The organism is Mariprofundus micogutta (assembly GCF_001895085.1).
Taxonomy (GTDB): domain Bacteria; phylum Pseudomonadota; class Zetaproteobacteria; order Mariprofundales; family Mariprofundaceae; genus Mariprofundus; species Mariprofundus micogutta.
Genome location: NZ_BDFD01000017.1, coordinates 42,762 through 54,533, shown reverse-complemented (window position 1 = coordinate 54,533; position 11,772 = coordinate 42,762). Strand labels below are relative to the sequence as shown.

13 protein-coding genes are annotated in these 11,772 nt (G+C 48.0%); 10 read left to right on the top strand and 3 right to left on the bottom strand.

The window, feature by feature from the left end; translation table 11 throughout:
• Positions 1-196: 196 nt before the first annotated feature.
• From ilvC to MMIC_RS09550, 3 genes are all read right to left on the bottom strand, one after another.
• Positions 197-1,207: a ketol-acid reductoisomerase gene (ilvC, locus tag MMIC_RS09560; protein WP_072660249.1), complete on the bottom strand. Its 1,011-nt coding sequence runs from the start codon at positions 1,205-1,207 to the stop codon at positions 197-199.
• 113 nt (positions 1,208-1,320) lie between these two features.
• Entirely contained in the window at positions 1,321-2,208 is an 888-nt protein-coding gene (gene argB / locus MMIC_RS09555; protein WP_072660239.1) for an acetylglutamate kinase, read from the bottom strand.
• Positions 2,205-2,720, bottom strand: a complete 516-nt coding sequence (locus MMIC_RS09550; RefSeq protein WP_072660248.1) for a hypothetical protein — start codon at positions 2,718-2,720, stop codon at positions 2,205-2,207. The genes argB and MMIC_RS09550 overlap by 4 nt, the downstream gene beginning before the upstream one ends.
• Positions 2,721-3,001: 281 nt before the next feature.
• On the opposite strand from MMIC_RS09550, the gene MMIC_RS09545 reads away from it, so the two are divergent.
• The 10 genes from MMIC_RS09545 to MMIC_RS09500 all read left to right on the top strand — a co-directional run bounded on the left by MMIC_RS09545 (position 3,002) and on the right by MMIC_RS09500 (position 11,772).
• Entirely contained in the window at positions 3,002-3,727 is a 726-nt protein-coding gene (locus MMIC_RS09545) for a TorF family putative porin (protein ID WP_072660238.1), read from the top strand.
• 100 nt (positions 3,728-3,827) lie between these two features.
• A complete protein-coding gene (locus MMIC_RS09540) occupies positions 3,828-4,169 on the top strand; it encodes a P-II family nitrogen regulator (protein WP_072660237.1) in 342 nt (113 codons plus the stop codon).
• Between the two features lie 13 nt (positions 4,170-4,182).
• Entirely contained in the window at positions 4,183-5,448 is a 1,266-nt protein-coding gene (gene amtB / locus MMIC_RS09535) for an ammonium transporter AmtB (RefSeq protein ID WP_072660236.1), read from the top strand.
• 116 nt (positions 5,449-5,564) lie between these two features.
• Complete coding sequence (locus tag MMIC_RS09530; protein WP_072660235.1) at positions 5,565-6,662, top strand: hypothetical protein; 1,098 nt, start codon at positions 5,565-5,567, stop codon at positions 6,660-6,662.
• Positions 6,663-6,681: 19 nt separating this feature from the next.
• Positions 6,682-7,023 carry a P-II family nitrogen regulator gene (locus MMIC_RS09525; RefSeq protein ID WP_072660234.1) on the top strand — a complete coding sequence of 114 codons (342 nt, stop codon included), beginning with the start codon at positions 6,682-6,684 and terminating at the stop codon, positions 7,021-7,023.
• A 28-nt stretch (positions 7,024-7,051) separates the two neighbouring features.
• Entirely contained in the window at positions 7,052-8,254 is a 1,203-nt protein-coding gene (locus MMIC_RS09520; RefSeq protein ID WP_072660233.1) for an ammonium transporter, read from the top strand.
• An 88-nt stretch (positions 8,255-8,342) separates the two neighbouring features.
• Entirely contained in the window at positions 8,343-9,608 is a 1,266-nt protein-coding gene (gene tolB, locus MMIC_RS09515; protein WP_072660247.1) for a Tol-Pal system beta propeller repeat protein TolB, read from the top strand.
• Between the two features lie 133 nt (positions 9,609-9,741).
• Positions 9,742-10,236: a peptidoglycan-associated lipoprotein Pal gene (pal, locus tag MMIC_RS09510; protein WP_072660232.1), complete on the top strand. Its 495-nt coding sequence runs from the start codon at positions 9,742-9,744 to the stop codon at positions 10,234-10,236.
• Positions 10,237-10,279: 43 nt separating this feature from the next.
• On the top strand, positions 10,280-11,110 hold the full coding sequence (locus tag MMIC_RS09505) for a tetratricopeptide repeat protein (protein ID WP_072660231.1): 831 nt from the start codon (positions 10,280-10,282) through the stop codon (positions 11,108-11,110).
• A 23-nt stretch (positions 11,111-11,133) separates the two neighbouring features.
• Positions 11,134-11,772 carry a radical SAM protein gene (locus MMIC_RS09500; RefSeq protein ID WP_307157750.1) on the top strand — a complete coding sequence of 213 codons (639 nt, stop codon included), beginning with the start codon at positions 11,134-11,136 and terminating at the stop codon, positions 11,770-11,772.

Below are 11,772 nucleotides of genomic sequence, written 5' to 3'. Positions count from 1 at the left end.
TTAATGTGCTTCATGGCCTGAGTTCTCCGTTCTGTGAATTTGCTGTCTGGATAACTACAAATTTACCATAATCGTTGGGAATTCAGGCCTGTTTTCTTGCTGCTAATTCCTTAACCGGACAGCAGTGTGAAAAAATAAAAAAAGGGAGCCAATTGGCTCCCTTTTTGGTTGATGTCGAGATAAATATCTCGATGAATCAGTTTTTGGACTGATCAACGATCTTCTTAATCCATGGCATCATCGCACGAAGTTTCTCACCGGTTACTTCGATTGGATGTGCTGCATTGTTACGACGTGCTGCAGTCATGGAAGCGTAGTTGGTTGATCCTTCAAGGATGAACTGCTTGGCATATTCGCCAGACTGGATGTTGTGCAGACACTCTTTCATCGCTTTGCGTGACTCATCGTTGATCACGCGTGGGCCGGTCACATACTCGCCATACTCTGCATTGTTGGAGATGGAGTAGTTCATGTTGGCAATGCCGCCTTCATACATCAGGTCCACAATCAGTTTCAGTTCGTGCAGGCACTCGAAATATGCCATTTCAGGGGCATAACCCGCTTCAGTCAGAGTTTCGAAGCCGGCTTTAACCAGTTCAACAGCACCACCGCAAAGTACAGCTTGTTCACCGAACAGATCTGTTTCAGTCTCATCTTTGAATGTAGTTTCGATAATGCCGGTACGGCCGCCACCGATTGCTGATGCATAAGAGAGGCATACTTCCTTAGCTGTGCCAGTAGCATCCTGATGAATAGCGATCAGATCCGGAATGCCGCCGCCACGAACAAACTCAGAGCGAACTGTGTGACCCGGTGCTTTAGGCGCAATCATCACAACATCAAGATCAGCACGTGGAACAACCTGATTGTAGTGAATCGCAAAACCGTGAGCGAAGGCCAGCGTTGCACCCTGTTTCAGGTTTGGCTCAAGTTCTTCACGATAAAGTACAGATTGGAACTCATCAGGTGTCAGTACCATGACAATATCTGCAGCAGCAACAGCTTCAGCAACACCGCTTACTTTCAAGCCATGCGCTTCAGCTTTGGCAATAGAAGAAGAACCTGCACGCAGGCCGACAGTGACGTCTACGCCGGAATCATTAAGGTTGGTCGCGTGTGCATGGCCCTGTGAGCCATAACCAATAATCGCTACTTTTTTACTTTTGATGATCGAAAGATCTGCGTCTTTATCGTAATAGACGTTCAAAGCCATGTGGCATTCTCCTGTACATTGTATGTTTTTAAAAATTAGAGGCGGCGCAGCATATACGTTTCGCCATTAAAATTCATCCACTTTTGATCAAAGCAGAATAGGGCTTATCAATCCTGACAGAATACTGTCCCGACACCGTCATCGGTGAAGATTTCAAGTAACAGTGCGTGTGGCACACGACCATCGATAATATGGGCCTGTTGAACGCCGCTGGTGACAGCATCCAGACAGCATGTTGTCTTGGGGATCATGCCGCCGGCAATGGTGCCGTCTGCAATCAGTGCTCTGGTTTCAGAGGTGCTGAGTTTGGAACAGAGTTGTTTGTCCTTATCCAGTACGCCGGCCACGTCTGTAAGTAAAATCAACTTGGCAGCTCCAAGCGATGCAGCAATGGCACCAGCTACCAGATCGGCATTGATGTTATAACTCTGGCCCTCAGCCTTGTGGTAACCAACAGGGGCAATCACCGGAACGAAGCGGTCATTTTCCAGTACACTCAGGATTTCAGTATTAATACTTTCAACATGACCAACATGACCGAGGTCGATGATTTCCGGCACATCCAACTCGGGTGCATTCTTCTCGATTTTCATTTTTCTGGCACAGATCAAACCACCATCTTTTCCGGACAAACCGACTGCCTTGCCGCCGGCTTTGTTGATGTTGCCGACGATTTCCTTGTTCACAAGGCCTGCCAACACCATTTCCACGACATCCATGGTTTCACTATCAGTGACTCGCATGCCGTCGATGAACTTCGCTTCCTTGCCGATTTTAGCCAGATGGTTGCCGATTTGAGGGCCGCCACCATGTACTACAACCGGGTTAATGCCGACCTGCTTGAGCAGGGTGATATCTGAGGCAAAACTGGCTTTCAGTTCTTCTTCAACCATGGCGTTGCCGCCATATTTGATGACGATGGTCTGGTCAGCAAATTTCTGCAGGTAGGGGAGAGCCTCGACAAGCGTGGCAGCCCTTGCTCCTGAATGTTTCATTGGTCCATCTCCTCAACAGGTACGGTCTTGCGTTTGTGTTCAGGGTCGCAATCAAGCATGACCGACCACAACCACATCAGTCCGCCGACAGCCAGAGTAATGCCGAGACTGAGCATCAGACGACTATCATTAGGATCCTGCAGTTGTGAACCGAGTGGAATAAATATAATCAGGGTGGTTGCCAGTACGGCAAGCTGAGTCCATGAAGCGGCCTGTCCAAACAGTACACTGGCAGCTCCGGGAATAGAGATCAGTGCATATAGGGTAATGATAATCCAGTGGTTTTCCATGCTTACGCCGCTCAGGATTGTCCAGATGTCCGATTTGCCGGCCAGATTCTGTTCCACAGCTGCACCAAGCACCAGCACAACTGCTGCAGAGATGATCCAGAGTAACCAGCCCATCCATGCATTTTTTCTGGCCAGATGATTCATCCAGGCGCCGTTACCCATAATGTACATAAACCCGGCAAATGCCATGCCCCAGGGTGCTAATGCGAAATCAATATTCATATGCCTACCTTTAATCCTGATCTTGGTCAGCAAACCTAACGGCTCATCTCAATTAAATCACCTGCAAGTGCTTAGGGATAATTTCGCCCCGCTTGCATGCCTAATACATGGGCTTTTGAGCCTAAAAAATAGGCAAACACAATCGGATTGTGTGAGGTGTGAATTAGCTAAACCCTTACTATATAACAAATTTGAAAAAATAGAGGTGTTGGCATCGAGGCTGCTAAGTAGTTGGCATACGCAGATTGATCTGCACTTTTATATACACCAAGGAGAGCAATATGGAATTGAAGAAAAAATACCTGCCCATGATGATGGCTGCAGGTTTGATGACAACAGGATTGGCTACAACCGCAGCCCAGGCCGAAGGTATGAGTGTCGGCGGTGACGTGGGTGTATTCAGTCAATATATGTGGCGTGGTATGCAGGCGTCTTCAACTGCATCTGTACAGGGTGATCTCGGTGTTGATGCGGGAAACGGCTTGTCTGCCAATGTCTGGTTTGCAGCCCCGCTGGGTAATAGTGCAACCGGTGGCAATACCACTGAATTCGATTTTACAATCGATTACTCCGGTGAAGTGGGTGATTTGAGTTATTCACTTGGTTTCATCTACTACGCATATCTTAACGGTGCATCCGCGAATACAGGTGAAGCTTACGCTGGTGTTGGCTACGGACCTCTGTCTGTTACTTATTATAATGCAGTTCTGGCAAATGCTGGCGGCTGGCAGAAAGATGCATATGTTGATGTTGCCCTGGGGCACTCGATGGGTGGCTTTGATTTCGGTGCCAACTTCGGTTTTTACCTGCCTTCAACAGATGTAGCTAATCCAACCGCATTTCCAACAACCAAGAAAGAACTGGGGCATGTTGATCTTTCGCTGAGTAAAGATGTAACAGTGGGTGATGTTACCATGACACCTTCACTGATGGTCTCAATTCCAACGTATACAGGTAAGCCAAAGAATGCCAACCAGTTCGTGGCTGGTGTGAACTTTGCCTACTAAAGGTTTCTGATCTCCCTGATTAGAAAAAGGAAGGGAGACGGCTGCAACCGTCTCCCGAACCCCCAAGTAACCTGTGTAAGAAACTTAAGGAGATGCGATTATGAAAATGATTCGAGCCATTATCAAGCCATTCAGGCTGGATGATGTGAAAGATAAACTTGTTGAGGTCGGTGTGACCGGTCTGACAGTCACTGAAGTGCGCGGTCATGGCCGTCAAAAAGGCCATACCGAATTGTATAGAGGTGCAGAATATAATGTTGATTTTGTACCCAAGACTGAAATTTCAGTCGTGGTCAATACAGAACAGGCCGATGCGGTCGTGGATGCCATTGTTGATGCAGCACGATCAGGAAAAGTGGGCGATGGTAAAATCTTTATTACTGACGTTTCGAAAGTAGTCCGTATCCGCACCGGTGAAACCGATGCAGATGCACTGAGCTAAGGAGGATATGACAATGGAACAGTTATCAGGAGATATCCTGCAAACCAAATATGCACTCGACACCTTTTATTTTCTGGTGATGGGCGCTTTTGTGATGTGGATGGCCGCCGGCTTCTCAATGTTGGAAGCTGGCCTTGTTCGCTCAAAGAATACAGCTGAAATTCTGACCAAGAATATCGTGCTCTATTCCATTGCCTGTGTGATGTACATGCTGGTCGGTTATAACATCATGTATGGTGATGCGATCTCTTCCATGATTCCGGGCATCAGCTTCGGTCTTGGTGGTGACAATGAAGCTGCAGCTGTATTGGCCGGTGGTGAAGATGCGCCGTATTACTCGAACCTGTCAGACTTCTTCTTCCAGGTTGTATTTGTGGCAACTGCCATGTCTATCGTATCGGGCGCTGTCGCTGAACGTATGAAGCTGTGGGCGTTCTTCGCTTTTGCGATTGTGCTGACCGGTTTCATCTACCCTGTACAGGGCATGTGGAAGTGGGGCGGAGGTTTCCTTGATGCTGCCGGTTTCCTTGATTTTGCAGGTTCCGGTGTTGTACATATGACGGGTGCTGCTGCGGCCCTGGCCGGTGTGCTGTTGCTGGGTGCGCGTAAAGGTAAATATGGCAAGGATGGTTCAGTCAATGCAATTCCCGGTGCGAATCTTCCTTTGGCAACTCTCGGTACATTCATCCTGTGGATGGGCTGGTTCGGCTTCAACGGCGGGTCCGAGCTGAAGGTTTCCGATATTGCTGAAGCAAATGCAACTGCCATGGTGTTCGTGAATACCAATATGGCTGCGGCCGGTGGTTGTATTGCAGCTCTGTTGATTGCCCGTCTCTGGTTCGGCAAAGCGGACCTGACCATGGCGCTGAACGGTGCACTGGCTGGTCTGGTTTCCATTACTGCTGAACCGCTCACACCTTCACCTGAAGTGGCTACGCTGATCGGTGCAGTTGGAGGCGTGTTGGTGGTTGCTTCAATTATTATTCTGGATACCAAATTTAAAATTGATGATCCGGTTGGTGCGATTTCCGTACATGGTGTGGTAGGTATCTGGGGCCTGCTCGCAGTTTGTCTGAGTAATCCTGATGCAACGCTTTCAGCGCAGTTGCTCGGTATCGGCGTGATCTTTAGCTGGGTATTTGTAACCAGCTTTATTGTCTGGTTCATCGTCAAGGCAATCGTCGGAATCCGCGTGTCGGAAGAAGAAGAGTATGAAGGTCTTGATGTGGGTGAGTGTGGTCTGGAGGCATATCCGGAATTCACTCAGACACGCAAATAAGAGTTTGTAGAGAGTGCAGGAAATAAACACCCGGTAAGTGATTAGCATTCTCTATAAGTAGGCAGGGAGCGGCAAACCCGCTCCCTGCTATTACCTTTTTAAAGGAGTATTTAAACATGAAACATTCATCTGTGATGCTGCATGCACTGTCGTTGAACGATCGTATGCTTGAGCCTAGTCAGTTGCCTGTATCCGGTCATGTCTGGGCCTATGATAAGGCTGAGGCCAGTCGCGAAGAGTTTGTTGGTAATTGTATGAGTATGTTGTCTTTTCTCGATATTCATGATGCTGAAATCAGTTGGGAAGATGACATTATGGCATTTGATGTGACACGTCGTGGCAGTCCCGTGACGATTATTATTTCGTTAACAGATGATTCTCTGGCCTCCGATTATTTCTATTTCTTCGGTATCTGGAGTCGTTCTTCAATAGCACAGATCTTTGAACGCGACCTGAACGAACCTTCAATCTGGCAGGATGAGGGGCTGTTGATGCCTGCAATGAATTATGCCGTAAATGTGGCGGCAGAGCCGATGCAGCTGCCTGTGATGAAAGAGACAATCGGAAGCGAGCTGTTTGCACAGCGCTTGTATGATGATGCATTTTATCTGTGCGGTTTTACAGAGGCATACCCCATACCTTCCGGTTCATTTGTTATCTGTCCAACCACGCATGCATCAAATCACTCATCTCAGGAGATTCGGCACGCGCTCTATTCTTTACGCAATCTGATGGCATTGATGTCCTGCGTAATGCGCATTTATGATCGTTTGTCAGAGGACAACAGTGTCGCCCGGTTATATAAACAGATGCTTCTCTTGATGGAAAGAATGGATGCCCCGCAAATTGAATCTGATGAATGGGATGCACTGGCACGCGAAAATGGACGTATTTCATTCGCTCTGGCTGCCGAAGTGATGCGTTGCCGCAATCTGGAAAATGAAGTCAGGGCGCTTCAACGTCTCTTTGATGCCATACATTCAGAGCTGCATGCCACTGAGATGCAGGGGCTTGCTGCTCTGGTGCCGCGCATGCTGGTGCCGTTTGATCTGATTGCGGACATATTTACAGATCGATTCAACATGATTGAACGCTCGGAAAAGCAGACACGAATTCTGCAGCCATTGATGCATTCGCGCATGCTTGCAGCACAACAGATTCTATTGGAAAAGCTGGTAGTTAATAACAAAAACAAGGAGGTAGAACGATGCTAATCACTCAGGAGGTAATACAATGAAAATGATAACGGCTATCATCAAGCCTTTTAAACTTGATGATGTTAAAGATGCACTGATCGAAAATAATATTTCTGGCATGACAATTACCGAGGTGAAGGGTCATGGCAGACAAAAGGGGCATACTGAACTATATCGCGGGGCGGAGTATAATGTGGATTTCGTTCCAAAAACAGAGGTGAAGGTTGTTGTGCCCAGTGACCGTGTGGATGAAGTTGTTTCATCGATATGTTCGGCAGCGGGTACGGGCAAGGTTGGCGATGGTAAGATATTTGTCACGACTGTTGAGCGTGTGGTTCGCATTCGCACCACTGAAGAAAATGAAGAAGCATTAAGTTAATTAGAATAATTCAGGGAGATATAATAAAATGAATACAGATGTTTTTTTTCTCACCATGGGTGCAGCTATGGTTCTGGCGATGCATGCAGGCTTCGCCTTTTTGGAGGTAGGAACAGTTCGTAAGAAGAATCAGGTGAATGCACTGGTACGTGTGATTACCGATTTTGGCTTTTCAACAGTTGCCTATTTCTTTGTCGGTTTTGCAGTGGCATACGGCATTAACTTTTTTGCTCCGGTTGCAGAGTTGAATGTATTGGGTGATGCGACCAACGGTTACAAAATGGTGCACTTTTTCTTTTTGCTGACCTTCGCAGCAGCGATACCGGCTATTATTTCAGGCGGCATCACCGAACGTGTGAAATTCTGGCCCAATGCAATGGCGACGGTACTTTTAGTGGCAATTATCTACCCCTTCTTCGAAGGAATGATCTGGAATGGTAACTTCGGATATCAGGCGTGGTTGGAAGCAAGCTTCGGTGCTTCTTTCCATGATTTTGCAGGTTCTGTAGTAGTGCATGGGATGGGTGGATTCCTGGCCTTGGGTGCAGTCGTATTGCTCGGGGCACGCAAAGGACGTTATACCCGCAGTGGGCGTGTGCAGGCGATACTTCCATCAAACATTCCATTTCTGGCATTGGGTTCATGGATACTCTGTGTAGGCTGGTTTGGTTTTAACGTGATGAGTGCAGGTACAGCTGAGGGCGCTTCAGGTTTGGTTGCGATGAATTCGTTGCTGGCTATGGTGGGTGGCTTGATCGCGGCCCTTATTGCGGGTAAAAACGATCCCGGTTTTGTGCACAATGGCGCATTGGCAGGCTTGGTAGCTATCTGTGCTGGCTCCGATATCGTACATCCGATTGGCGCTCTGGTGATAGGAATTGTCGGTGGGGCAGGTTTTGTAATTGGCTTTCAGTTTATTCAGAACAAGCTGAAAATTGATGATGTTCTGGGCGTGATCCCATTGCATGGTGGAGCAGGGCTGTGGGGGGGGATTGCAGCTGGAATATTTGGTTCTACGGCATTGGGTGGAGCTGGCGGCGTAACCTTTATGGCCCAGTTGGTCGGCACTTTGACCGGTGTTGCAATCGCGGTTGCCGGTGGTTTTATTGTCTATGGCCTTGTGAAGGCGACTATGGGTATTCGCCTCTCCGAAGAAGATGAATATATGGGGGCAGATCTGGCCATCCATAATATCAGTGCGAACCCTGAGCAGGATATGGCAAACCACTAATCAAGGTGTTTGATGTAAAAAGGGCTGGCCGCATGGTCAGCCTTTTTTGTACCTTGTTTTCACTGTCCTCAAACGCTATAACTCCGGCATGCGATTTACGGTCATTTTATTCATTTCACTGTTTGCTTCATTTCTATCTCACGCTGCCGAATTTGATATCTATCAATCAACCTATAAACCTTTGAAGGTTGCTATCGTACTGGAGGCCGGTCAGGCAGCCGGGCACAAGCAGAGTATGGTGTATGGCGTGATTAAAAATGACCTCACATCCAGCCAATCCTTTGCAGCTATTGATCCGATGGCTTTTTTAGCCTCCTTTCAGGAGAGTTGGGAGAAAGTGGAATATGGTGACTGGCGTATCATCGGCGCAGATATTGTTGCCTTGTGTAACTTCAGTGAAACAGACAAGGGCTGGCGGGCGGAAATCAAAGTGCATGATCCGTTTCGCGCCAAGCTGCTTACAAGCGTAGTTGTTGAAAGTTCCACTGCTGCTTTGCGTACGCTCTCGCATCGTGTGGCCGATCAGATTTACAGTGCGGCGCTGGGTATTCCGGGTTATTTTACCAGCCATATACTTTACGTTCAGAAGCGAGGTGAATATTCAGATCTGGTTTATATGGATCAGGATGGTGCTAACAACCAGCCGGTGGGTAAAAACTTCACCCTGTTGCTTTCCCCTGACTGGTCGCCTGACGGGCGGCAGGTGGCATTGAATACTTATGTGGGAAATCATCCTCGTTTGGAGTTTTTCGATTTAAGAACCGGTGCACGCAATGCCTTTGGTAATTTCAAGGGGTTGAACAGTACGCCTGAATTTTCCCATGATGGTCGCTATGTGGCTGCCACGCTCTCACACAGCGGCAATACTGATATTCATATATACGATATTAAAAATGCAACATGGTCCCGTTTTACCAATCATAAAGGCATTGATACAACGCCGACATGGTCTCCAGATGGCAAGTGGATTGCCTTTGTCAGCAATCGTTCAGGCCAGCCGCAGGTGTATCGCAAAAAAGTTTCAGGTGGCAGGGCGCAGTTAGTCAGCACTCAGGGGAGTTATAATACATCTCCGGTCTGGTCACCTATGGGTGACCGGATTGCCATGATTTCATTGAAGAACTGGTCTTATGCAGTCGCAACGGTACGTCCTGATGGTCAGGATATTCGCTATCTTGCAACCGGTGAGCGTGTCGAGTCACCGTCCTGGTCTCCCAATGGTCAGATGCTGTTGTATTCGGCTGAAAAACATCGGGTCAGACGTGTTTATCGTGTGCCAAGCTGGGGGGGGAGAGAGGAGCCAATAACTCCGCCGAATATAGATGCCTCTGATGCTGCCTGGTCACGACATTAGACTGATTTCCAGCGTGCATGAACAAAAGCTGGAAAATGTTTGATATATAGGCGATAATTCGATTACAAAGGTTGACTGCAGACATGCAAATGTCACTATACGTCTAAACCTAGATGTTATAAGGGAGAGAGAAATGGAAACTACACGTTCAAAAAAACAATTACTCTTGGTTGCAATGGCTGCAGCTACACTGATGTTTGCTGGTTGTGCCAAGAAAACTGAAGTTGCAACTGAATCAGCTCCTGCTGCAGCTCCAACTGAGACTGTCGCACCTGTAGCGACTCCTACAGTGATGAAGCCATCAAGCAACTCTGTTTATTTTGCGTTTGATATGTCTGACCTGGATGCGTCTGCACGTGCAACGCTGGATGGTTATGCTGCATGGTTGAATGCTAATGCGGATTCGAGTGTTACAGTTGAAGGTAACTGTGATGAACGTGGTAGCCGTGAATACAACCTGGCTCTCGGCCAGCGCCGTGCTGACAGCGTGCGTGACTACCTGACTTCTGCAGGCGTAAGTGCTGCACGTATCGACACTGTATCATTCGGTGAAGAGCGTCCTGTCTGCAAGGGCGCCGGCGAAGCATGCTGGGCTCAGAATCGTCGCGGTGACATTGTCGCCCGCTAATCCACTTGCTGTGAAAACTCAGAGGCGGCCATTGGTTTTTCCAATGGCCGTCCTTTTGTTATGCACTACAGCATTGGCTGGATGTGCCAACAATGACAAGAAAATCACATGGGCCCAGGATAAGGATACCGTCATCCGTTCAGTCCATGATATCAAAGTGAATCAGCAGAAGTCTGAGGCCGAATTACTCCAGAAGGTTGTGGATGCAGATGCTCAGATCAAGCTTCTGGAAGAAGAGAATAACAAACAACAGCGTCAGATCGATTCACTGATTGCCCAGTTGAAAGCCATGCAGACTGTTAAAAGAAAGGGGACAGTCAGGAAAAAGACAGTTGCAGCTGCACCTTCCAGAAAAACAACACATCGAACAACTGAAGTTGATGCACCTATCGCCGCACCTGTTGCTGCTGTGAAACCTCAGGTTGATCCGGCTATTGAGGCAGATGCTGAAAAAAATGCCTATACGGCGGCATATCTGGCTCTGAAGAGTGGTCGTTTCGATGAGGCATCGACCGCATTTAACGCACAGCTCGATAAATATCCCGATGGTGAACATGCTGACCAGGCCTGGTACTGGCTGGGTGAAACGCGTTACGCGCAGCATGATTATCAGAGTGCATTGCTTGCCTTTAAATATGTGGCTGACCACTATTCAAATAGCGTGAAGCATGCGGCTTCGTTGCTGAAGCTGGCCCAGATTTCAGAAGCTCAAAAGAATGCCAGTGCTGCTACGCTATATTATAATCGTTTGATTAGGGAACATGCAGATTCAACTCCGGCTGAACAGGCTCGGGAGAGGCTGGCGGAAATGAACGCCAAGCCGGTTGCAAAAGATCAAGCTGTAGGGGATCAACCCGCGGAGAATCCGCAATAACTGTCTCCAGGCTACGTCTTCGCATTCATGAGATTTATGACAGTATCCAGGGAGAAAGTACGCTGGCTGGTACGCCGTGCACTTTTATCAGACTGGCAGGTTGCCCTCTGCGATGCGGCTATTGTGATACAACACAGGCCATACCTACCGATAGCGGCGAATGGATGGCAATGGAAGCCATTATTGCCGAGGTAAAACGACAGGGCAGGCCGTTAGTGCTGGTCACTGGTGGTGAGCCTCTGGCCCAGAAGCAGTGCATTGAGCTGCTAAAAGAACTGGGCAAACTGGATTGCATTGTTCAGTTGGAGACATCCGGTGCCTATCTGATTGATCAGGTGCCCGAATCTGTCCATCGCATTGTAGATATTAAAACGCCGGGCAGTTTGGAAGTGGAACGTAATCGACTTGAAAATCTTGCCTTGTTAACGGCCAATGATGAACTGAAGTTTGTAATTACCAGTCGTGATGATTACGAATGGGTCAGGCAATTTATCGTCGAATATAACCTTGCGGCATGTGAAGCAACCTTGCTGATGTCTCCGGCTTATGGCTCTGTTGCTGGCAGTGACCTGTGTGCCTGGATGTTGGAAGACAGGTTGCCTGCACGTATGCAATTACAGTTGCATAAGGTGATTTGGGGCGCACAGGCAACGGGAGTATAA

Coding starts and splice junctions, on each gene's coding strand:
- argB (WP_072660239.1), bottom strand. CDS start 2,208: ATGAAACATTCAGGAGCAAGGGCTGCCACGCTTGTCGAGGCTCTCCCC.
- MMIC_RS09550 (WP_072660248.1), bottom strand. CDS start 2,720: ATGAATATTGATTTCGCATTAGCACCCTGGGGCATGGCATTTGCCGGG.
- MMIC_RS09545 (WP_072660238.1), top strand. CDS start 3,002: ATGGAATTGAAGAAAAAATACCTGCCCATGATGATGGCTGCAGGTTTG.
- MMIC_RS09540 (WP_072660237.1), top strand. CDS start 3,828: ATGAAAATGATTCGAGCCATTATCAAGCCATTCAGGCTGGATGATGTG.
- amtB (WP_072660236.1), top strand. CDS start 4,183: ATGGAACAGTTATCAGGAGATATCCTGCAAACCAAATATGCACTCGAC.
- MMIC_RS09530 (WP_072660235.1), top strand. CDS start 5,565: ATGAAACATTCATCTGTGATGCTGCATGCACTGTCGTTGAACGATCGT.
- MMIC_RS09525 (WP_072660234.1), top strand. CDS start 6,682: ATGAAAATGATAACGGCTATCATCAAGCCTTTTAAACTTGATGATGTT.
- MMIC_RS09520 (WP_072660233.1), top strand. CDS start 7,052: ATGAATACAGATGTTTTTTTTCTCACCATGGGTGCAGCTATGGTTCTG.
- tolB (WP_072660247.1), top strand. CDS start 8,343: ATGCGATTTACGGTCATTTTATTCATTTCACTGTTTGCTTCATTTCTA.
- pal (WP_072660232.1), top strand. CDS start 9,742: ATGGAAACTACACGTTCAAAAAAACAATTACTCTTGGTTGCAATGGCT.
- MMIC_RS09505 (WP_072660231.1), top strand. CDS start 10,280: ATGGCCGTCCTTTTGTTATGCACTACAGCATTGGCTGGATGTGCCAAC.